Raw genomic sequence first — 20,635 nt, 5'->3', positions numbered from 1 at the left:
CCAGTGGTGAGACGAAACCGGATCCTTAGCTGACGTAAGCATCCTAGCCCACGCCCGGCGCGGCCGGCCGCTCCCCTCCAGCGTCGGTCAGGTCACCGACGGATCCCGGCGCACAGCTTCTCCCAATTGCCCGCGCCGATGCTTTCCCGTTCGGTGTCGCTGAGGTCGGCCTCCTCGAGGAAGCGGCGGCTGCCGCCGTCTGCTGCCAGCACGTAGGGATAGTCGGAGGCGAACAGAATGCGGTCGGCGCCGAGCACCTCGCGAGACCACTGCAGGTAACGCTGGCTGAACACGCCGCCCGGCGTGACGTAGACGTTGGTGCGCACGTACTCGGAGATCGGCCGGGCAAGGCCGGTGATGCGCGTCATCCTGTCGATGCGGTCGAGGTAGAACAGCATCACCTCGCCCCAGTGCCCGAGAATCAGTTGCACATCCGGGAACCGGTCAAGCACGCCAGCAAGGATCAGCCGGAGCAGTTGCAGGCCCGCGTCGTAGTGCCACCCGAATCCGTGGGTGGCCAATGCGGCGTCGACCGCATCGCCCAGTCCGCTGTAGTAAGCGGCCCGCACGTTCGGTGGCGGCGGTTGTGGGTGCAGGTACAGCGGCGCGTTGAGTGCCTCTGCCGCCTCGAAGATCGGCCAGAAGTCACGATGGTCGAGATTGCGGTCGCGGGTGCGCCCGTAGAGCATGGCGCCGTTGAACCCGAGTTTCCTGACGGCCCTTTCGAGTTCGGCCGCTGCCGCATCGGGGGCAGGGGTCGCGAGTGCGGCGAAGCCCTGCAGCCGATCGGGATGGCGGCGGACCGCGTCGGCGAGCGTGTCGTTGGACACCGCCTGCAGCGCCACCGCATCCTGCGGGCTGAGGTTCTGCAGCCCCGGGGTGGTCATCGACAGAACGGAGACGTCGAGACCGGTGGCGTCCATCGCGGCGATCCGCTCGCCGTCGAGATCGGTCAGCCGGAGGCCGATTTCGTCGTCGGCCGAACCGGCGATGCCGATATCCCGCCACTGCGGCTCCAGGGCCTGCCATGCGCCGATCAACTCGGGCGTCGCGAAATGTTCTTCCAAACCGACCAACTTCATTTCCGCGAGCCTAGGAGCGGAATCTGGGTTGGTCCTGTACGTCAGCTCCTCAGATCAAGGAGCCGGCGGCGCCGGCGGAATGATCGGTGGTGCTGCCGGGTCGGCCGGAGGAGCAGCCGGGTCGGCCGGCGGCGTGTCGAAGTACCCGGGCGGCGGCGGGCCGTTCAGCGGGTAGTACCCGGGCGGCAACGGCGGTCCGCCCGTCGCCGGTCCCTTGGGCGGGGGCCCGTTGGACTCGGGGGCGTTGATGGAGATGTACCCGGGCGGTAGTTGCGGCGGCGGGCCCGCACCAGGCGGCGGCCCTGGCGCCCCCTCGATCGGCGCGGTCAGGTTCTCCAGCGGGTTGCCGCTGTGGAAGGTGTGCCACAGATCCCGCAGGTACCCGAAATTGCCCGGCGTCTGCCCGGCGCCGTAGACGGGGTTCTGGATCTCGGGCACCGTCGGCGGCCCCGCAGGCGGCGGCGGAGGTGCCGCCAGCGCCCCGGCGTTCGGGTCCAGCACCGGCTGACCGGGTGGAGGCGGCACGCCAGGGGTCGGCGTCGGTAGCGGCGCCGCGGGTTCCGCGACGGCCTGCCCGGCCGCGGCCAGTGCGCCACCAGCGATGAAAGCACCCGCGACTGCCACCCGCACCAACGCGGCGCGTGTTCGTTCGGTCATAAACCCGGTTGTCCTCTCTGGTGGCGCCCCAGAGCGCCGGACCCGACTTCCGAGCAAGGCTAGCGCCTCGCCACGGTCAGCGATACCTGGTTCGTCGTGTGGCTTATCGTCCGATGACGGCGGTTGGTTACCGGTGCGCCGCACAACCAGTGCCCTGGCTGGAGTGTTTGATGGGGCTCGTGGCCAACATCATCACCGCCGACCACGACACCGGTGCCACGGACGTGATGATCAGTAAGGGTCTGACGTCCGTGTTCCTCGACGCCGGGGCCGCCGGTCAGCGTTGGCACGTGCTCGGCTACGCCCCGAATCGCGAACACCTGCTCCCCTCGCTGGCCGAATTTCGTGCCCCGCTCGAGACATTCCCCGTCGCGGCTTGCCCTGAGCAGCCGTTCGCCGATTGCTGGTCGACGCTGGGACTGCGAACCGACGGCGCGAAATGCCCGAATCATGCGGTGTTCCTGCACAACTTGACCGACGACGACAAGCAGTGCTGCCACCTGTGCAACAACTGACCCAGTTCTCACGCTCGTGGACGGCCCTGCGCTCGGCGGTGGCCGAACTCGACGAGGCGGATTTTGCCGAGCCGTCCGGGTGCGCGGGCTGGCTGGTGCGAGATCTGGTGTGCCACTTGATCATCGATGCGCAGGATGTGTTGATCACGCTCGTCACGCCCTCGGACGCCGAACCGACGCGCAACGACACCACCTACTGGGAGATCGCCGATGCCCCGCCGACCGGTGACGACCCGCTCGACGCCCTCACCGTCCGACTGGCCGCCGCCTACGAAGATTCTGGCCTGCTGAAGTTCCACCTCGATGACATCGGTGCGGCGGCGGGCCGCGCCGCCGAACTCGTCGACCCCGACATGCGGGTGGGCACGCGTGGGCAAGTCCTCACCGCGGCCGACTATCTGTCCGCTTACGTGCTCGAATGGACGCTGCACCATCTCGACCTGATCGCCCCTGTTCCGACCGCGTCGGGTCCACCCGCGGCCGGACTGCGTCATTCCCGCGCCATGCTCGAGAACATCGCAGGCGCAGCGCTTCCCGCGTCGCTGTCCGATGAGGACGCCCTGCTGATCGGCACCGGAAGACGCTCGCCCACCCAGCATCAGCGCGCCCAGCTGGGTGCGCTGGCCGAGAGGCTGCCGCTGTTTCTCGGCTGATGAATAGCTGATGCTGAAGCGGCGCACAGTGCGTGCTTACGTTCGCCGACGAACATGAGTGGTGTTGTCCTGATCGACGAACCACTAGGAGTGATCAACGATGAAACCCGTCAAGTTCGTTGCCGCCCTTGCCATCGCGGGTGGGCTCGCCGCCGGCGCCGTTGGGATCGGCGCCGGAGCCGCCAATGCCGACCCCGGGCCTGCGCCTGCCCCCGTCGACTGGCACCCGGGGCCACCCGCTCCATGGCATGGCGGTCCCGGCTGGGGCGGACCCGGTCCGGTGGGATGGGCGCCCCCGCCGCCATGGCAGGGTGATGGTCCGATTCCCGGCGGATGGAACGGCGGCTGGGAGCCTCCCGGGGGAGTCTGCCTGTTCAACCTGTGTGTGTAGCAGCGGGTCACTTTCCCGGTGGGCACCTGGCGTGATCCTGCAATTCCTCAGCCGCACCCGGGTTTCCGAGCGCCGGGTCGGCGCGGCTGGCGAGCACCACAAAGCCGGGCCGACCGTCAGCCAGAAACGTGCCCACCACCGCGAGCGTTTCGGCACCCATGTCGTCGGCCCGCTTCGCAAGCAACTGAACAGGATTGGTCGCCTCCAGCGTCTCAGCCGCAACCGCCAATGCCTGATACTGGTGACCCGCCAACGGTTCGGGGAACGGCGCCCACTGCGGGCCGACCTCGGCGATGCGTCGGCTCAGCGTGTCCCCCACATCGGCGCGAACACAATCGATGTGGATGTGCAGTTGACTCTGCGTTCGCGCGGCGGCGGAGTTGACGGCGAGACTCATCCAGTCGCGTGGAATGTCGACACCTGCCCGGTCGTCGACGAATTTCCTTGCCTCCCAGGCTGCCTCGAAGTAGTTAGGCGCGTTCGGGTTGAGCAGCACGGGGCTTTCGATACCGGAGATCCGCTCGGTGGGGATCAGCAGAAACTGCGTCGCGCCGACGAGATCCTTCAAAACGGCGTATCCGCCGTCGAGGTTCACCTGCGAGCACGGTGCTGGGTCGGCGCGCGCCTGCTGATCCGGCACGCACTGGTCGTGCACGACGGTCCACAGCGCATCCGGGTCGGCACTTGCAGGCGCCGCCGACACCGCGGCGGCGGCGACGAGCGCCAGAGCGAACGGGAACCATCGGCCTCGACTCACGCCACGGAGGTTACGGCAGCCTCGGCAACGAAAAATTCGCTTCCCCCGCACCTTTAGCCTTGGTCATATGGCGGTGCTGACCTCTCAGCAAGACGACTTCCCGCGTTGGTACCAAGACGTGCTGACCAAGGCGAAGCTGGCCGACAACGGGCCAGCGCGCGGAACGATGGTCGTCAGGCCCACCGGCTACGCGATCTGGGAGCGAATGCAGGCCGAAGTGGACGCCCGCATCAAAGCGGCAGGCGCCCAGAATGCCTACTTCCCGTTGTTGATACCGATGGGCTTCCTCGATCGTGAGGCCGAGCACGTCGAGGGTTTCAGTCCCGAACTCGCGGTCGTCACGCATGGCGGCGGTAAGGAACTGGCCGAACCGCTCGCCATCCGCCCGACCAGTGAGGCGGTGGTCGGTGAGTACATGGCGAAGTGGATCGACAGCCATCGCAATCTTCCGCTGCTTCTCAACCAGTGGGCCAACGTCGTTCGGTGGGAGCTGAGGCCGCGAATCTTTCTGCGTACCACGGAGTTTCTCTGGCAGGAGGGCCACACCGCGCACGCGGACCAGGCCGAAGCGGGCCAGTACGCCCGTCGCATCCTGTACGACGTCTACCGGGATTTCTTGGTCAACGTGCTGGCGATGCCCGTCGTCGTCGGCCGCAAAACCGCAACGGAGCGCTTCGCCGGTGCCGAGAACACCATGACCTGTGAGGGGGTCATGCGCGACGGCAAGGCGCTGCAGATGGCCACCTCACATGAACTCGGCCAGCGGTTCAGTCGCGCGTTCGGTATCAGCTATTCCAACGTCGACGGCGGAAGCGAGTTGTGCTGGACGACGTCGTGGGGCGCGTCCACACGGATGCTGGGTGGGCTGATCATGTGCCACGGCGACGACCACGGGTTGGTTTTGCCGCCCGCGCTGGCGCCCGTGCAGGCCGTTGTCGTCGTGGTCAAGGATGACGACGGCGCGGTGTGTGAGGCCGCTTCGGCGTTGGTCGACGACCTCGCGGCCCACAACATACGGGTGATCCTCGACGACAACGTCGACCACTCCTTCGGCAGGCGCGCCACCGATTGGGACCTGCAAGGGGTGCCGATCCGGGTGGAGATCGGGCCACGCGACCTGGGCAACAACGCCGCGCTGCTGTACCGGCGCGACACCCGCGAGAAGTCCACAGTGGGCGTCGACCAGGTCGCCGACCGGGTCGCCCACCTCGTCATGCAGATGCAGGGCGACATGCTCGCGGCCGCGACGGCGCGCCGCGACGCGGCCATCACCGACTGCACCACCGTCGACCAGGCTCGCGAGGCCGCGCAAACAGGCGTGGCGCGGCTGCCGTGGAAAACCGTCGGCCTGGCGGGCGAACAGGATCTCGCGACCAGCGGATTGACAGTGCGGTGCCTGCATGGCTCCGACGGCTCGCTGCCCGACACCGATCATGATGACGACGCGCTCGCCTACGTCGCCAGGGCGTACTGAATCGACACCTTCCGTTAAGAAAATTGTGGTCCGATGCCGCGGTGATGCATCCAGTTGACGATTTGGCCGACGCGATGGACCAGCTTCGCGCCGACTACGACGCGACGCCGTACACCTCGAATTCATTTCCGCAGTCCGCACCGGGGTTACTGGCCGCGGTCGCGTGCCTGTTCGGGTTGGAGACGCCCGATCTGGCGACGGCACGCGTGCTCGAGATCGGCTGCGCCAGCGGGGGTAACCTGCTCCCGTTCGCGGCGGCGCATCCGCACGCCCGCGTCGTTGGCATCGACTTGTCGCAAGTGCAGATCGACCAGGGCAGGATGCGTGTGCAGGCGTTGGGCATGTCCAACCTGGAGTTGTTGCCCGGCGATATCGCCGAGTTGGATCTGGATGCGTTGGGCCAATACGATTTCGTCATCGCACACGGCGTCTATAGCTGGGTGCCGCCTGAGGTGCAAGACGCGCTACTGGCCGCCTTCCGCAGGTTGCTCGCACCACAGGGCGTCGCCTACCTGAGCTACAACGTGTACCCGGGCTGGAAGTCCAAGGAGGTGTTGCGCGACGCGATGCTGCTGGCCAGCGGCGGCAGCACCTCACCGGAAGACAAGGTGCGCGAGGCCAGGCGCATGGTCGACTTCCTGGAGGAAGCGCAGTCCGCGGACAGTGCACTGGCGCGGATCATCGCCGATTCCAAGACCCACGCTATGGGTTTCGCCGATTCGTTCCTCCTGCACGACGAACTCGAGACGTTCAACGCGCCGTGCTACTTCTACGAGATGCTCGGCCGCGCAGGCGCACACGGCCTGGTGTATCTGTCAGAAGCACGCCCCGAGGCGATGGTGCCTGCCAACTACGGACCGAAGGTCGCGGAGTATCTGCTCGAAAAGTGCGGCGGTGTGCAGGTTTTGGTGGAGCAATACCTCGACTTCGTCGCCGATCGCACGTTCCGCGAAACGCTGTTCGTACACGCCGACCGCGCACAACGGATTCGCTACAACCCCGACCCGTCGCGATTCCGTCGTTTCCACATCGCCGTGTCGGCGCCGCCGGTCGACGGTGAAACCCGTCTGGACCACTCGCGTCAGGAATTCGACCAGGGTGACGGGGCGACGCTGTTCACCAACGATCCGGGGGTCAAGGCCGCACTCGCCGCGCTCACCGCCCGCTGGCCGTGGACGCTGTCACGCCAGGATCTGGTGGATGCGGTGCACGAGCGGTTGGTCTGCGCCGGGCTGAATCCCAGCGACGGCATCCCGGACCTCGTCGACAACCTGATGGGCGTGCTGATCCTGCAGGGCCAGGGGCGTTGTCGACTCCACCCGGTATCCCCGGAACCGGTGACAGGCAATCTGCGGCTCGACGAAACCGCAAGGCGCATGGCGGAGTTGACGCGCAACGACAGTGAAGCGTCGACTTTCAACCTCTGGCACGAGACACAGGTGTTGTCGCCGCTGGACCGTCTGGCGCTGCCGCTGCTGGACGGCAGCCGCGATCGCGACGCGTTGCTCGCTGCGCTACAGGCAGGCACGGCTGAGCGCGCGATGTCCACGGACGGCCAAGCGCTGGCCGCCTACGTCGACGGGTTGCCGCAGCGTCTTGCGGAGATGAAGTTGCTGCGGCTTGGTTAGTGTGAGGTCCGCGCGATCGGGTATGCGCCCGTCGTATGACTGCTCAACCACCGGATCCAGATCCGGCACGAACTCCCGGCCTCGAGCCCGGCGGTGGCGTCGCACCGGGCGCGACTCCGCCCGACTCGGCGCAAACCTCCGGACTCGGCGAACCTGAACCCCGGCCGAGGCGACGGCTGACGCCCGCGACCGTGATCGGGTTGATCGCCGTCGCGGTGCTGGTGCTGTTGTTCGCCGCCGTCGCCGTCGGACTGCTCGTCGAGATGTAGCCGTCGGCGAGCGTCAGGCGATGATGCGGACCAGATACGGCGCCATGTTGGTGGTCCTCACCGCCGACACCGCGACCCCGCTGTCGGTGGTCTCGACCATCTGACCGTTGCCGATGAACAGCGCGACGCTCTGGGTGCCGTCGGGACCGTAGAACAACAGATCGCCGGGCAGCGCCTGCGAGGGCAGCACCTTCTGGCCCACCTTGTACTGCTCGCCCGAGGACCGCGGCATCTTTATGCCGACGCCCGCGAATGCGTAGACGATCAGACCGGACGCGTCGAACCCGACCCTACTGACGCGTTGTTCGGCGGTCGGGGCGGCGACAGGGGTGAGGCCCACGGTCGCCGGGCTGGTGACCGGGGCGAGGCTGAGGCCGGCCGCGCCTGCGCTCGGAACAAGCGGTGCGGCAGGCAAACCCGGCTCGGCGGCGACCGCTGGTGTCTCCACCGCGACCGTGCCGAGGCTGGGGCCCGACGCATCGCCGCCGCCATACGCGAACGGAACGCCGCGCTGCGAAAGTGCCCGTTGGATCACAAGGTTGATCGCCTGCTGGCGGGTGGCGTCGGCGGTCGCGATACCGGGCGTCGCGATCAGCAGAGCCAACCCGAGCATCACGGCGCAGATGCGTTTCATTCGTGCTTCCTTCGTTCCCGTGGCGGGGTTGCCACACCTGTTTCGATGCGGTTTCCGGGCACCCATGACCGCGTTGCCGAGCTAATTAACACCAGTCACTATATTCACTTCAGCAACACAGCGAAGCCGCTGCACGCGCTTTTCCCCAGGTCAGCGCCGGATTCTTTGTCGTACCGTGACCATGCCGGTGAAGATCTGTGACCGATCCCCGAGAACCAACTAGCGTGGCTTCCGTGCCGCCGACGAGGTCGTTTCGCGATCGGGATCTGTCTGGAGCCCGGTTCGAACGAGTCGATCTCAGCGGCGCCCAGTTCCGCGGTGTCGAGTTCACCGGCAGCCGGATGCGCGGGGTCGAACTCGTCGACGTCGAGATCAGCGGCGAGTTACACAACGTCGTTGTGAACGGTGTCGACATCGCACCGCTCGTGGAGGCCGAACTGGACCGCCGCATGCCCGAGCGGGCCATGATGCGGCCCGAGGACAGCGACGGTTTCCGCCACGCGTGGGCGATCCTCGAGCAGCTGTGGAAAGCCACGGTGGCACGGGCGATGGCGTTGACTCCGGCGGCACTGCACGAAAGCGTCGACGGCGAATGGTCGTTCATCCAGACCCTCCGCCACCTCAACTTCGCGACCGCCGCCTGGGTGGGCCGGATGGCACTCGGCGATCCGTCGCCGTGGCATCCGTTGGATCTGCCGTGGGATGAGGCGCCCGGGTGGGACGGCATCCCCTGGGACCGCGACGTGCAACCGTCGCTCGACGAGGTGCTCACCGTCCGGCGTGAGCGCCAGGCAATGGTCCGGAGTTTCCTGGAGTCGCTGACCGACGCTGCCCTTGCTGCGGCGGTGACCCGCTCCGAGCCGGGCTGGCCCAGATTGGCCGATTTCCCACTGCGGCAATGCCTGCTGATCGTTCTGAACGAGGAGTGGCAGCACCGCTTGTATGCCGAGCGCGATCTGGACGCGCTCACGCAACGAACCTGACGCGCCTACTTCGGTCCCGGAAGCCGCAACACCAGTCGCGCGCCGCCCATCGGGCTCCCCTCCAGCGCGGCGGTGCCGCCGTGCAACTCGGCCTGCTGGGCCACCAGCGCCAAGCCCAGGCCCGACCCGGACCGCGCCGCTGTCGAGCCCCTGGAGAATCGCTCGAACACCCTGGCGCGCTCCTCTTCCGGCACACCGGCGCCGTTGTCGTCGACGATTATCTCGACGCCGTGGCTGGAACTCTCTGCGCTGAGCCGGATTTCGGTGGCACCGCCGTGTTTGATCGCGTTGGTGATCGCGTTGTCGATCACCAGCCGCAGCCCTGCGGGCAGCCCCACCATCAACACCGTCGTCGAACTCGCCAGCGACACATAAAGATTCGGGTAGTTGCGCATCGCGTCGTGTGCTGCGCGGTCCAGCAGCTCGGTGATGTCGACGGGGACGAAGTCGTCGACGGTGGTCAATTCGCCTTGGGCCAACCTCTCGAGCGCGGTCAGCGTCGCCTCGATCCGGCTCTGCGTTCTGATGATGTCGCCGACCACTTCCTTGCGTTGCTCGTCGCGCAGGTCCAGCGTGGACAGCACCTCGAGATTGGTCCGCATCGCCGTCAGCGGGGTCCGCAGTTCGTGCGAGGCGACCGCCGCGAAATCACGGGCGGATTCCAGCGCCGCCCTGGTGCGACGTTGTTCGTCACCAATGCGGGCGAGCATGCCCTCGACCGCCTCGGCGATCTCGACGGCCTCCTGCACGCCGCGCACTTGCACCTCTTCGGGTTTGGATTGCGCGTTGATCGCGCGGGCCTGCTGGGCCAGCACCCGGAACGGGTTGATCATGATCAGCCACATCACCCAGCCGACCAGAACGGTGCCGATGATCACCCCGCCGCAGATCAGCAGGACGCGGCGGTGGAGTTCGTCGATGCGGTGCTCGGTCTCCGACGTCGGCGCCCCGACGGCGACCGAAGCCATTCCTGCGGAGAAGGTCCGGACCCGGTACTCGACACCGTTGATCGTTGTGTTGGCGTAGCCGTTCTCGAACTGCGGCAAGACGATGTCGCGGGGGACCGAGACGGTGCCGCGGCCGATGCGGACGGTGCGCACCAGGCCGCCGTTCGCCTGGGGCTGCTCGTCGGTGTTGTTCTGGACACTTCTCAGCAGCGTGTTGATGTCACCGAGGCTGCTCACGGAGTCCAGTCGGCGGTCGAGTTGGCTGTACTGATCGTTGGTCACCCCGAACCAGACCCAGGCGCCCAGCGTGATGACCAGGGCAACCACGGAAAGCGCCGCGACGATGACGATGATGCGCAGCGAGAGCACGCGCTGCATCAGCAGCGTCGTAGCGCAGGACCGGACATGCCTGACATCTTGCCGGATGTCAGGCGTTGCTGATTACGCCACCACCAGCGAAAGTCGCGCCGTATGGTCGGGGTTGTCGTTGGAAGCTGGCTCGAAGAGGAGCATTGACCCATGGCCATCATCGAAACGGATGCGGCGCCCCAGACTCCGTTCGACCGGGAAGTCGCCGCCACCCAGCAGTACTTCGACAGTCCGCGCTTCGACGGGATCATCCGCCTGTATTCGGCGCGGCAGGTGGTCGAGCAGCGCGGCACCATCGTCACCGACTACACCGTCGCCCGCGAGGCGGCCGAGGCGTTCTACCCGCGACTGCGCGAGTTGTTCGCCCAGAAGAAGAGCATCACCACCTTCGGCCCGTACTCCCCCGGGCAGGCCGTCGCCATGAAGCGGATGGGCATCGAGGGCATCTACCTCGGCGGCTGGGCGACGTCGGCCAAGGGCTCCACCACCGAGGACCCCGGGCCCGACCTGGCCAGCTATCCGCTCAGCCAGGTGCCCGAAGAGGCCGCGGGCCTGGTTCGGGCGCTGCTGACGGCCGACCGCAACCAGCAGTATCTGCGCGTGCAGATGACCGAAGGACAGCGCGCCGCGACGCCCGCCACCGATTTCCGGCCGTTCATCATCGCCGACGCCGATACCGGCCATGGTGGAGATCCCCACGTGCGCAACTTGATTCGTCGCTTCGTGGAAGCCGGTGTGCCGGGCTACCACATCGAGGATCAGCGGCCGGGCACGAAGAAGTGCGGCCACCAGGGCGGCAAGGTGCTGGTTCCGTCGGATGAACAAATCAAGCGACTCAACACCGCGCGGTTCCAGTTGGACGTGATGCGGGTGCCCGGCATCATCGTCGCCCGCACCGACGCCGAGGCCGCAAACCTGATCGACAGCCGCGCCGACGAACGCGATCAGCCTTTCCTGCTCGGCGTCACCAACCTGAAGATCCCGTCGTACAAGGCCTGCTACCTGGCGATGATGCGACGCTTCTACGATTCCGGCGTCACCGAACTCAACGGTCATCTGCTCTACGCGTTGCCCGACGGCGAATACGCCGCCGCCGATGCCTGGCTGGAACGGCACGGCATCGCGGCGTCGGTCGCCGAGGCCGCATCCGCGTACCAGGACGGCGCGGATCATTCGATCGACGCGATCTTCGACAAGGTCGAATCGGAGTTCGTGGATGCGTGGCAGGTCGACGCCGGCCTGATGACTTACGGCGAAGCGGTCGCGGAGTTGCTCGAGTTCCGGGAGAGCGAGGGCGAGCCCCCCGAGCTGAGTGTCGCCGAGTGGCGCGAATTCGCCCAGCGCGCACCGTTGTACACCGCCCGCGAGAAGGCGCGGGAACTCGGCGCCGCAGTCGGCTGGGACTGCGAACTCGCGAAGACGCCGGAAGGCTACTACCAGGTGCGCGGCGGCATCCCGTACGCGATCGCCAAATCACTGGCCGCCGCGCCGTTCGCGGACATCCTCTGGATGGAGACCAAGACCGCCGATCTGGCCGATGCGCGGGAGTTCGCGGACGCGATCCACGCCGTGTACCCGGACCAGATGCTGGCCTACAACCTGTCACCGTCGTTCAACTGGGACACCACCGGGATGACCGACGACGAAATGCGGGCTTTCCCCGAGGAACTCGGCAAGATGGGCTTTGTCTTCAACTTCATCACCTACGGCGGCCATCAGGTCGACGGCGTGGCCTCCGAGGAGTTCGCCACCGCGCTTCGGCAGGACGGCATGCTTGCGCTGGCGCGGTTGCAGCGCAAGATGCGCTTGGTCGAATCTCCGTACCGGACACCGCAAACACTGGTCGGCGGGCCGCGTAGCGACGCCGCGCTGACGGCGTCGTCGGGCCGCACGGCCACCACCAAGGCGATGGGGAAGGGTTCCACCCAGCACCAGCACCTGGTACAGACCGAGGTGCCGAAGAAGCTGCTCGAGGAGTGGCTGGCGATGTGGGGTGAGCACAACCAGATCGGCGAGAAACTGCGTGTGCAGTTGCGGCCGACGCGCCCGGGCTCAGATGTGCTGGAATTGGGCATCTTCGGGGAACGTGCGGGCGGCGAGGACGAGAAGCTCGCGAACGTGATCGTCGACCCGATCAAGGACAGGCACGGTCGCAGCATCCTGACCGTGCGAGACCAGAACACATTCGCCGAGAAGCTGCGTAAGAAGCGACTGATGGACGTCATTCACTTGTGGCTGATCCACCGCTTCAAGCCCGAGATCGTCTACTACGTCACGCCGACCGAGGACAACATCTACCAAACCGACAAGATGAAGTCGCACGGCATCTTCAGCGACGTCTATCAGGAGGTCGGCGAGATCATCGTCGCCGACGTGAACCAGGCCCGCATCGACGAACTTCTCGCACCCGACCGCGAGGCGCTGGGCAGGCTGATCCGCAAGGAGGACTGAACTCAGTACGGGTAGCTGTGCAGGGCGAGGGTGAAGAACAGGTATGCCACGCACAGCAGCGAGTTGAGCAGCAGCAGCACCAGGCCCGCCACGATCAGCCCCCGCGCGAGTCGACGCTGACGACGCTTGAGCCTCGTGTGGCGTTCCTCGCGCTGGAACTCGGTCGCGGCGATCGCGAAACTGACATCGGTCAATTCGGCTTCACATGCAGGCGCGCCTGCGGAGATCTGCCTCAGTCGCGCGGCGGGAATGGTGACGCCGACACCCTCGAACCGTCGACACATTCGTCGCGCCTGGCCGCGAGTCAGCGCTTGGTCGTGCATCAGGATGCGATGCGACGGGCGTGTCACGAGTCACGATTTTAGGTCGGCGACTACGGCGACGTTGCCGTTCCGCCCGAAGTCGTTCCGTCCGAAGTGGAGTCATTGGATGTAGAGCCGGTGGATCCTGTAGAGCCGGTGGATCCGTCAGACGTGGTGCCGGTCGACGTCGATCCGTCCGGGGTGCTGCCGGTCGATGTGGTGCCAGCGGACGTGGTCGTGCCGCCGGACGTGGAAGGCTCACCGGTCGTGGCCGTCGGGGCGCTCGACGAACTAGTCGGTGACGAGCTTGATGTCGGAGTCGGCGACGCTGTCGACTCCGCTGTCGCAGACGGAGAAGGCGTCGCGGTCGGCGACACGACCGGCGTTGATGACACCGTTTGCGACGCTGTCGGGGACGTTGCAGTGGACGGTGCCCCCGGCGTGGCCGTCGCCGACGCCGTTGACGAGGAGACCGTGCCTGTTTGGTCGGCTAGGACTTCTTTGATCTGAGTGCTGAATTCCGCCAGGTCATCGTCGATCTGCTCGATCTCTTCGGGCGTCAACCCACCAGCATCTACCTTCGCGTTGAGCTCGTCTTCGTAGTCTTGGATCCGCCCCCAGATTTCCTCGAGTTCGGTCCTGTTCGCGTCGGTCAGAGGGCCTTCGACTGTGATGAAGAGTTGCTCGGCGAGAGCATAGGTCATGCAGTTCACGCAGTCGTAGTTGAGTGCGCCTGCGAGATTCTGTGGGGCTGCGACGTTGTCGTCGGTGTTGTCGGTGTCGATGACGAGAACCACTTGATAGGCGACGGCGACTGCTGAGCATGAGTCGCAGGATGCGTAAGCCTGCGCCTCGTTCACACTCATCGCATCGCGGCCATCCTCCACCCACACCATCGCGAACGCGACTTCGTAATCCGTCGTGTTGTCGGTGGTATTGAAGACCAGGGCTTGGTTGTCGTCCGGGGATTCCCGCACCAATGGTTTACTGACTGGAAAGACCCAGCCTTGGTCGGCGGTCGTTGTCGGAGCGGCGAATCCGCCACCGCCTCCGCCGACCATTGCTCCGGAAACCTTGGTGGGCACCAGGATCACCGCAAGTTGCGGATGGGTGAAAGTCGGCGGCCTGGTGGCATCCCACACGGCGGTCATGACCCCGCGCTGGCCTTTGACCAGCGTGCGGGATGCCGCGGCGGGTTGCGGCGATGCGATGGTTCGCGAGGGTTGCTCCATACGCTCGACTCCCAGCGCATAGGCGATGTCGCCGACGGTGCCGCGCTCCCATGGCTGAATAGGCCGGTATTTGCCGTCCCCCGGCCACCACGCGTACGCGATTCCGGCCATCACCACTGCGCCGACCAGTATGGCCAGCGTGCGCAGGACCGGTTTGCCGGCCGTAGTCTGCATGGCACCGACGATGCTTTGCCGCACGATCCGAACCAACATGTATGCCACGCCCGCGACCGGGATGAGAATCGCGATGATCGCCAACACGCGCGCCGTTGCCTGGATGACGTCGCCGTCAGCCCAGGCTGTCATGAAGACAGCCTGCTGCTTACCCAGGGCCGCCCACGCCGTACCGATCAGGCGCGGAAGCGCGAGAATGGCACCGGCGAGGGTACACAGCAACAGCGGCACGACCACCATCACCCAGACACTCACCAGCACGCGGGCCCACGGCTTGAGCATCCGTGCGTGTGGGTCGCCCCACCGCCACGGAAGCAGGCCGAGCAGCGTCGGTTTGATGCGTGAGTACAGATCCGGCACTCCGGTGATGTCGGCCAACACGTGGTAACCGTCGAACCTCACCATCGGGCCGAGTTGGCGGATCATCTGCAGTATCTGGGTGGCGACGACCAACAGCAGCGCGTCGTATCTCAACCACCACCACAATCCGGTGATGCCAACCGCCACAATCGCGTTGAAGTACAACCCACCGAGGTCGGTGCGTACCCGTCCGGCGCGGCCGAGTCGGTACGAGTCAGTGACGTCGGTGTAGAACGCCGGCCAGACCAGGTAGACACCGAAGCCCATCACGCCCGGCGTCGCCCCTCCGTACCTCGCCGCCGCCGCATGGCCGAACTCATGGAAGCCGGCCGAGAAGATGGTGACCGCGAAAACGAGGATCAGCAGTCCCGGACGCTCGAAGGCGTCATACGCGGCGTGCGCCAACCCTTTCCGGAAGAACACCCACCAACACACGACCGCGAAGGCCGCGAGGAGCGGAACGACCATCCACGGTCGAAACAGAAACCGGAACGGGTCGGTGAGCCGTTTCGTACGCTCGGGCTCGGTCACCGCACAACGGAACCGCAAACCCAGCAACGGATTCCGTTTCTTGGTCTGCGGTTGGCTGCCGTCTGGAAGCACCAAGAGCCCGAGCGGGCGCAGCTGCTTGTCGACGAGGTGGCGGATGTTGTCTTCGCTGACGTCCCGGCCGGTCGAGTCGGACACGGCCGTGGCCACTTCCTCCGCGGTACGACGACCATCGATCTCTTGCAGTGTCGCGTACAACAGCGGGGTCAATTGGACGGTCTGGCCGTCGGCGCGGCGGACCAGGGAGGGCGGGATCTTGTAACCGGATCCCGCCATCTCCCCGATCAGTTCGACGCCATCGGCTCGCTGCAGCACCGCCGGTGACGGCGGTGCTGCGTGCTCGGTGGTCGCAGTCACCCTGTGCTCCCTGAAGAGACGGCGGCTTCAGCAGGCGCCGGCGTCAGTTGGTAGAGGTGCTGCCGGTGCCACCGCTGCTGGTACCGGTGCCGCTGCTGCCGGTGCCGCTGCCGCTCGTGCCGCCGCTGGTGTCACCGCTCGCGGTGCCGCCCGAGGAATCACCCGTGCTGGCGCTGGCTGTCGAAGCGCCTGCGGTGTCACCCGTCGTGTCGCCGCTGCCCTGATCGATGCTGGAAGTTTGATCGGAGTAGGCGGTGGCATGAACGTCGGACATGCTCTGGTTGATGACCGCGTCCTGGATCGTGACCGCGTTCGCCGTCGAATCGATCGAGCCGATGTTCGCCGCCACGCCGGCGTTGATCGGCGCGGCCACGTTGGCATTGGCGGCAACGGCGCCGGCGATGGGCGCGGCGAGATCGGCGTTGAGATCGACATTGACGTCGACGTTCAGCAGAGCGCCCTCTGTCAGCCCCACGGCACTGGTGTCAACAGTGGTGCCGGTGTCAGTTCCGCCCGTATCAGTTCCGCCCGTGTCGGTACCGCCCGTGCTGGTGTCACCGCTCTGATCAATGCCGCTGTCCTGCAGCGAGGTCGCGGTCGCGTCCACGTCTGCCATGCCCTGGTTGATGATCACGCCGCCGTCGGTTGAATGCGTGGCGGTCGAGCTGGCGTCGGATCCGTACGTCAGCACGTTGGCGCCCGCGGCTGCCTGGATCGGCGCGGCCACGTTGAGGTTGGCCGCCGCCGACAGGTCGATCGGCGAGGCGGCATCGATTCCGACATTGATGTCGGCGTTCACGTCGATGATCGATACCACCTCCTTGGCGGGAAGTGCGATGCCGATCTCGGCGCCCAGCTCCTCGGGGCTCAGTCCCTTGCCGCTCATGACTGCGTCTCCTGTTCCATGTCGTTCCCGGCTTGGCTGTTTGCCGGTACCGGGGACTCTCGCCAGCACTTGTGCTTCCGCGAGTACCCAGTCGTCGCCATGATCAATAGAAAATTTGCAGAAAAATCTTCGACGCACATCTTCGATGCTGGTAGAAGCGAGACGCCGAATTAACTAAGACGTTGATAAGACGTGGTCACTCAGCAGGTCGCTGCGTGATTCAGGCCACTGACAGCTGGTCACAACATTTGCTGATTCGAATAGGGTCAGCCGGGCGAGGACCAGTGCACCACCTTCATCGCCGTCATCTCGTCGAGCAGTTCGGGGCCGAACCCGAACCCGCTACCGCTGGCGCCGCGCGGTTCGGACGCGCCGCCGGGCGCTCCGCCGAACACCGCGTTGATCTTCACGGTGCCGACCGGGAGCCTGCGCCAGGCCTGCTGGGCGCGCGCCATGTCCGCCGTCAGGACCGTCGCCGCGAGTCCGTAGTCGTCTGCGGCCGCTTCGCCCAACGCCGTGTCGAAATCGGGCACCACCCGCACCGGGGCGACGGGCCCGAACGTCTCCTGACGCATCACCAGCATGTCCGGCGTGCAGTCGACGATCACCGTCGGCGGATAGAACGACCCGTCGCCCTCGCGCGGCTCACCACCGACCAGGACCCTGGCACCGTCTTTCACCGCATCGGTGACATGCCGATGCACTACCTCACGCTGCCGATCGTCGACGAGTGGGCCGATCCGTTCGGCCCATTGCCGAGCCTGGTCGACCAACGCATCGATGAACGCATCGGCGGTCGCCTCGACCACGTAGATCCGTTCGACGGAGACGCAGATCTGGCCTGCATTGGCGAACGCACCCTGCGCCGCCTGTTCGGCGGCCCACCGCGGATCGACGCCGTCGTCGACGATCAACGCGTCGTTGCCGCCGTTCTCCAGCAGCGCCTTGGCTCCTCGCTCTGCGCATGCCCTGGCGATCGCGCGGCCCGTGACGCTACTGCCGACGTGAGCGACCACATCAACATGTTCGGCTGCGGCCAACCGGGCCCCGACCGTCGCGTCGCCGTCGACGATTTGCAACACACCGGCGGGCAGCCTGCCTGCCAGCAGTTCGGCGAACCGCCGCCCGGTGCCGGGACAGCGCTCACTTGGCTTGTGCACGACGGTGTTTCCCGCGACGAGCGCGGCGCCTAGCAGTCCGGCGGCGACGGCCACCGGATCATTCCACGGTGTCAGGACCGCGACCACGCCCCGCGGCTGCGGAATCATCAAATCCGTTGCGGACCAACCACCTTGCAGGCTGCGACCGCCGTGAAGCGGGCCGAGCTCGGCGTACTGCACCAGCGTGGCGGCACCGGCCTCCACGCCGCCGAGCGAATCGTCGCGCAGCTTGCCGGTCTCCCGCTCGTTGAGGTCGGCGAGTTCCTCGGCAGCCCGCCGGACATCCTCGGCCGCGGCGCTGATTGCCGCGGCCCGCTCGGAGGGTGGCGTGGCGGCCCATTCGCCGCAGGTTGCGCGGGCCAGGGCCACCGCCGCGTCGCATGCTGCGGCGTCGGCGATGGGCACCCGGGTGACGGGATGTCCGGTGCGTGGGTTGTTGACAGTGATTAGCGTGGCCTGCGACATGACGTGGTGTTACCCGCGACAGCACCGTCGACACCGTCGACAGCCGTTAGATTGAGCCCACCATGTCAACCGTTGCCCCGTTTCTGCTGCTCTCCATACGTGCCGAGGATGCCGCGGCCGACGACGAGTACAGGGCGATGATGCGCTTCGCCGGTCTGGATTCCGAGGGGATGCACCGCATTCGGCTCACTCACCAGTCGCTGGGCGATATCGACCTCGCCGACTGGTCCGGCATCATCCTCGGCGGCGGGCCGTACAACGTCAGCGATCCGGCGGAGTCGAAATCGCCGACGCAGCGACGCGTTGAAGCAGAACTGCTGCCGCTGATCGCGCAGATCGTCGACGCCGACTTCCCATTCCTCGGCTGCTGTTACGGCGTCGGCACGCTCGGTTCCGTCGTCGGTGCGTCCGTCGACCGCACGTATCCCGAACCCGTCGGCGCCATGACCGTCACCCTGACCGACGACGGCCGCCGAGATCCGCTGTTCGTCGACATGCCGGGGGTGTTCGACGCCTACGGCGGCCACAAAGAAGGCGTCAGTGCACTGGCGCCGCATGTGGTCCGCTTGGCCTACTCCGCGGACTGTCCGATTCAGGCGTTCCGCGTCGGCGCCAACGTATACGCCACACAGTTTCACCCCGAACTCGACGCCGACGGCATTTGCACCCGCATCGACGTCTACAAGGACTACGGCTACTTCGCGCCGGAGACCGCGGAGTCGTTGAAGTCGGACGCACTGCAGCACAGCGTTGAGCATCCGCCCGCGATCCTGCGCAGCTTCGCGCAGCGCTACGCCCGCGAAGCGTGACCGGTCAAGCCCTTCAACTCGTCGAGTGAGTCGCCGAGGAGGCGGGGCAGATCCTTGCGTCTCGCTGCGGTCAGCCACCGGTTGTAGGCGACCTTGAACACCGCGATCGCCGTCTCGGCGGTGAGCGCGGCGGCGGACTCGGCGACCCCGCGACGCCGCAGTGCTGCAGCGATCGCCTCCGCGAGCGATGCCAGCTTGATCAGCTCGCGCTCCTGCAGGCCGGGGTTGGCGTCGATGACGGTCTGGCGCCGCCGAGCCTGTTCGCGACGGCCCTCGAGCATTTCGCCGACAGCCCGCAAGGCGTCACCCGCCGCATCGATCGGCGACGCGGATTTCGACGCCTGCGCGATGGTCGCGTCGATCAGTTCGACCAGCGCATCCTGTCCCCCGAACAGCACTTCGCGCTTGTCGGTGAAGTGCCGAAAGAAGGTCCGCTCCGTCAGGCCTGCCCGCTCGGCGATCTCGGCGACGGTCGTCTCGTCGAACCCGCGCTCGGCGTATAGCTCCAGCGCCGCCTCTTCCAGGCGGCCGCGCGCATTGGGCTGCCACCGGCTCACGCATCGATCCTAGGGGAATGACAGCGACTGTCATCGGCGTTACCGTGATGACAGCAGCTGACATCAGTGGGAGGTTTCAATGCGAGTGTTCGTCACCGGTGCGTCCGGATTCGTCGGATCGGCCGTCGTAGCAGAACTCATCGGCGCGGGGGATCAGGTGCTTGGCCTGGCGCGGTCCGAGTCCTCCGCGCAGACGATCGAGAGGGCGGGCGCGCAGGCACATCGAGGGGACATCGAAGATCTGGAAAGTCTGCGCGCGGGCGCCGAATCCGCCGACGCCGTGATCCACTTGGCGTTCACGCACGACTTCGCGAACTTCGCCAGGGCGGCCGAGAGCGACCGTGTCGCCATCGACGCCATCGGCGGCGTGCTCACCGGATCGGATCGGCCGTTCGTCGTGACCTCCGGGTTGGCGGGCTTCTCCCTCGGCCGCGAGTTGACCGAGGACGACGCCGCGTCGCCCGCGTCACCGCGGTTCTCCGAGCAGGCGGCGCTGAAATTCGCCGACAGCGGCGTGCGCGTCTCGGTGCTGCGACTGCCGCCGTCAGTGCACGGCGAGGGTGACCACGGCTTCGTCCCGCGGCTGATCGAAATCGCCAGGGAGACAGGTGTTTCGGGATTCCCCGGCGACGGGTCGAACAGGTGGCCGGCCGTGCACCGGTTCGACGCCGCCAGGATGTACCGGTTGGCGCTCGAGTCTGCGCCGTCGGGCGCGCGGCTTCACGCAATCGGCGACAAGGGAATCCCCAGTCGCGACATCGCCGACGTGATCGGCCGTCAACTCGGTCTGCCCGTCAGCTCCGTCGCACCGGAGCACTTCGGTTGGCTGGGCGCCTTCTTCTCGCTCGACGTCCCGGCGTCCGACGACCGCACCCGCGCACTGCTGGGTTGGCACCCCACCCGACCCGGATTGTTGGCGGATCTCGAGGAGGGCCACTACTTCGGCGCGCGAGCGGCGTAGCGCGGTGACACTG

Annotated in this window: 20 protein-coding genes; 10 read left to right on the top strand and 10 right to left on the bottom strand. The window is 66.6% G+C overall.

What is annotated here, in order from left to right:
* Nucleotides 1–92: 92 nt before the first annotated feature.
* Together A5724_RS16085 and A5724_RS16080 are read right to left on the bottom strand one after the other, a co-directional pair.
* A complete protein-coding gene (locus A5724_RS16085) occupies nucleotides 93–1,082 on the bottom strand; it encodes an amidohydrolase family protein (RefSeq protein WP_067803595.1) in 990 nt (329 codons plus the stop codon).
* A gap of 54 nt (nucleotides 1,083–1,136) precedes the next feature.
* Nucleotides 1,137–1,739: a hypothetical protein gene (locus tag A5724_RS16080; protein WP_067803592.1), complete on the bottom strand. Its 603-nt coding sequence runs from the start codon at nucleotides 1,737–1,739 to the stop codon at nucleotides 1,137–1,139.
* 170 nt (nucleotides 1,740–1,909) lie between these two features.
* On the opposite strand from A5724_RS16080, the gene A5724_RS16075 reads away from it, so the two are divergent.
* From A5724_RS16075 to A5724_RS33810, 3 genes are all read left to right on the top strand, one after another.
* Complete coding sequence (locus tag A5724_RS16075; protein WP_156752309.1) at nucleotides 1,910–2,254, top strand: hypothetical protein; 345 nt, start codon at nucleotides 1,910–1,912, stop codon at nucleotides 2,252–2,254.
* Nucleotides 2,251–2,907 carry a maleylpyruvate isomerase N-terminal domain-containing protein gene (locus tag A5724_RS16070; protein ID WP_067803878.1) on the top strand — a complete coding sequence of 219 codons (657 nt, stop codon included), beginning with the start codon at nucleotides 2,251–2,253 and terminating at the stop codon, nucleotides 2,905–2,907. The genes A5724_RS16075 and A5724_RS16070 overlap by 4 nt, the downstream gene beginning before the upstream one ends.
* A gap of 100 nt (nucleotides 2,908–3,007) precedes the next feature.
* Nucleotides 3,008–3,298, top strand: coding sequence for a hypothetical protein (locus A5724_RS33810; protein ID WP_156752308.1), 291 nt, complete (start codon nucleotides 3,008–3,010; stop codon nucleotides 3,296–3,298).
* 7 nt (nucleotides 3,299–3,305) lie between these two features.
* Here A5724_RS33810 and A5724_RS16065 read toward each other — a convergent pair whose 3' ends face one another.
* The gene (locus A5724_RS16065; RefSeq protein WP_067803585.1) at nucleotides 3,306–4,055 is read right to left on the bottom strand and encodes a CDP-diacylglycerol diphosphatase; all 750 of its coding nucleotides are present in this window, start codon (nucleotides 4,053–4,055) and stop codon (nucleotides 3,306–3,308) included.
* A gap of 67 nt (nucleotides 4,056–4,122) precedes the next feature.
* Here A5724_RS16065 and proS point away from each other — a divergent pair, with 67 nt between their 5' ends.
* Genes proS through A5724_RS16050 form a run of 3 tightly spaced genes read left to right on the top strand, consistent with a single transcriptional unit; the run spans nucleotide 4,123 to nucleotide 7,426 of the window.
* Complete coding sequence (proS, locus tag A5724_RS16060; protein WP_067803581.1) at nucleotides 4,123–5,529, top strand: proline--tRNA ligase; 1,407 nt, start codon at nucleotides 4,123–4,125, stop codon at nucleotides 5,527–5,529.
* 44 nt (nucleotides 5,530–5,573) lie between these two features.
* The gene (locus tag A5724_RS16055; protein ID WP_232004864.1) at nucleotides 5,574–7,157 is read left to right on the top strand and encodes a methyltransferase regulatory domain-containing protein; all 1,584 of its coding nucleotides are present in this window, start codon (nucleotides 5,574–5,576) and stop codon (nucleotides 7,155–7,157) included.
* Between the two features lie 35 nt (nucleotides 7,158–7,192).
* The gene (locus A5724_RS16050) at nucleotides 7,193–7,426 is read left to right on the top strand and encodes a DUF6480 family protein (protein ID WP_067803575.1); all 234 of its coding nucleotides are present in this window, start codon (nucleotides 7,193–7,195) and stop codon (nucleotides 7,424–7,426) included.
* A 13-nt stretch (nucleotides 7,427–7,439) separates the two neighbouring features.
* Here A5724_RS16050 and ripD read toward each other — a convergent pair whose 3' ends face one another.
* On the bottom strand, nucleotides 7,440–8,060 hold the full coding sequence (gene ripD / locus A5724_RS16045) for an NlpC/P60 family peptidoglycan-binding protein RipD (protein WP_067803572.1): 621 nt from the start codon (nucleotides 8,058–8,060) through the stop codon (nucleotides 7,440–7,442).
* Nucleotides 8,061–8,293: 233 nt separating this feature from the next.
* On the opposite strand from ripD, the gene A5724_RS16040 reads away from it, so the two are divergent.
* Entirely contained in the window at nucleotides 8,294–9,043 is a 750-nt protein-coding gene (locus A5724_RS16040; RefSeq protein ID WP_067803569.1) for a DinB family protein, read from the top strand.
* Nucleotides 9,044–9,048: 5 nt separating this feature from the next.
* On the opposite strand, the gene A5724_RS16035 is transcribed toward A5724_RS16040, so the two are convergent.
* On the bottom strand, nucleotides 9,049–10,368 hold the full coding sequence (locus tag A5724_RS16035) for a sensor histidine kinase KdpD (protein WP_067803566.1): 1,320 nt from the start codon (nucleotides 10,366–10,368) through the stop codon (nucleotides 9,049–9,051).
* A gap of 141 nt (nucleotides 10,369–10,509) precedes the next feature.
* Here A5724_RS16035 and aceA point away from each other — a divergent pair, with 141 nt between their 5' ends.
* Nucleotides 10,510–12,810 (top strand): isocitrate lyase ICL2, encoded by a 2,301-nt coding sequence (aceA, locus tag A5724_RS16030; RefSeq protein ID WP_067803563.1) that lies wholly within the window; start codon nucleotides 10,510–10,512, stop codon nucleotides 12,808–12,810.
* Nucleotides 12,811–12,812: 2 nt separating this feature from the next.
* Here aceA and A5724_RS16025 read toward each other — a convergent pair whose 3' ends face one another.
* From A5724_RS16025 to A5724_RS16010, 4 genes are all read right to left on the bottom strand, one after another.
* Entirely contained in the window at nucleotides 12,813–13,160 is a 348-nt protein-coding gene (locus A5724_RS16025) for a hypothetical protein (RefSeq protein WP_082965050.1), read from the bottom strand.
* A gap of 23 nt (nucleotides 13,161–13,183) precedes the next feature.
* On the bottom strand, nucleotides 13,184–15,784 hold the full coding sequence (locus tag A5724_RS35025) for a hypothetical protein (protein WP_067803560.1): 2,601 nt from the start codon (nucleotides 15,782–15,784) through the stop codon (nucleotides 13,184–13,186).
* A 43-nt stretch (nucleotides 15,785–15,827) separates the two neighbouring features.
* On the bottom strand, nucleotides 15,828–16,808 hold the full coding sequence (locus A5724_RS16015) for a peptidoglycan-binding protein (protein ID WP_232004858.1): 981 nt from the start codon (nucleotides 16,806–16,808) through the stop codon (nucleotides 15,828–15,830).
* Nucleotides 16,809–16,936: 128 nt separating this feature from the next.
* The gene (locus tag A5724_RS16010; protein WP_197518674.1) at nucleotides 16,937–18,295 is read right to left on the bottom strand and encodes an aldehyde dehydrogenase; all 1,359 of its coding nucleotides are present in this window, start codon (nucleotides 18,293–18,295) and stop codon (nucleotides 16,937–16,939) included.
* Between the two features lie 62 nt (nucleotides 18,296–18,357).
* Here A5724_RS16010 and A5724_RS16005 point away from each other — a divergent pair, with 62 nt between their 5' ends.
* Nucleotides 18,358–19,104, top strand: a complete 747-nt coding sequence (locus A5724_RS16005) for a glutamine amidotransferase (RefSeq protein ID WP_067803554.1) — start codon at nucleotides 18,358–18,360, stop codon at nucleotides 19,102–19,104.
* On the opposite strand, the gene A5724_RS16000 is transcribed toward A5724_RS16005, so the two are convergent.
* Complete coding sequence (locus A5724_RS16000) at nucleotides 19,086–19,661, bottom strand: TetR family transcriptional regulator (protein ID WP_067803551.1); 576 nt, start codon at nucleotides 19,659–19,661, stop codon at nucleotides 19,086–19,088. The genes A5724_RS16005 and A5724_RS16000 overlap by 19 nt on opposite strands.
* Before the next feature lie 79 nt (nucleotides 19,662–19,740).
* On the opposite strand from A5724_RS16000, the gene A5724_RS15995 reads away from it, so the two are divergent.
* Nucleotides 19,741–20,622, top strand: a complete 882-nt coding sequence (locus A5724_RS15995; protein WP_067803548.1) for an SDR family oxidoreductase — start codon at nucleotides 19,741–19,743, stop codon at nucleotides 20,620–20,622.
* Nucleotides 20,623–20,635 lie beyond the last annotated feature (13 nt).

The organism is Mycobacterium sp. ACS1612, from assembly GCF_001667505.1.
GTDB lineage: Bacteria > Actinomycetota > Actinomycetes > Mycobacteriales > Mycobacteriaceae > Mycobacterium.
The sequence above is the reverse complement of the archived record's forward strand: the minus strand, read 5'-3'. Positions and strand labels throughout refer to the sequence as shown.

Coding starts and splice junctions, on each gene's coding strand:
- A5724_RS16085 (WP_067803595.1), bottom strand. CDS start 1,082: ATGAAGTTGGTCGGTTTGGAAGAACATTTCGCGACGCCCGAGTTGATC.
- A5724_RS16080 (WP_067803592.1), bottom strand. CDS start 1,739: ATGACCGAACGAACACGCGCCGCGTTGGTGCGGGTGGCAGTCGCGGGT.
- A5724_RS16075 (WP_156752309.1), top strand. CDS start 1,910: ATGGGGCTCGTGGCCAACATCATCACCGCCGACCACGACACCGGTGCC.
- A5724_RS33810 (WP_156752308.1), top strand. CDS start 3,008: ATGAAACCCGTCAAGTTCGTTGCCGCCCTTGCCATCGCGGGTGGGCTC.
- proS (WP_067803581.1), top strand. CDS start 4,123: ATGGCGGTGCTGACCTCTCAGCAAGACGACTTCCCGCGTTGGTACCAA.
- A5724_RS16055 (WP_232004864.1), top strand. CDS start 5,574: ATGCATCCAGTTGACGATTTGGCCGACGCGATGGACCAGCTTCGCGCC.
- A5724_RS16050 (WP_067803575.1), top strand. CDS start 7,193: ATGACTGCTCAACCACCGGATCCAGATCCGGCACGAACTCCCGGCCTC.
- ripD (WP_067803572.1), bottom strand. CDS start 8,060: ATGAAACGCATCTGCGCCGTGATGCTCGGGTTGGCTCTGCTGATCGCG.
- A5724_RS16035 (WP_067803566.1), bottom strand. CDS start 10,368: ATGCAGCGCGTGCTCTCGCTGCGCATCATCGTCATCGTCGCGGCGCTT.
- aceA (WP_067803563.1), top strand. CDS start 10,510: ATGGCCATCATCGAAACGGATGCGGCGCCCCAGACTCCGTTCGACCGG.
- A5724_RS16010 (WP_197518674.1), bottom strand. CDS start 18,295: ATGTCGCAGGCCACGCTAATCACTGTCAACAACCCACGCACCGGACAT.
- A5724_RS16005 (WP_067803554.1), top strand. CDS start 18,358: ATGTCAACCGTTGCCCCGTTTCTGCTGCTCTCCATACGTGCCGAGGAT.
- A5724_RS15995 (WP_067803548.1), top strand. CDS start 19,741: ATGCGAGTGTTCGTCACCGGTGCGTCCGGATTCGTCGGATCGGCCGTC.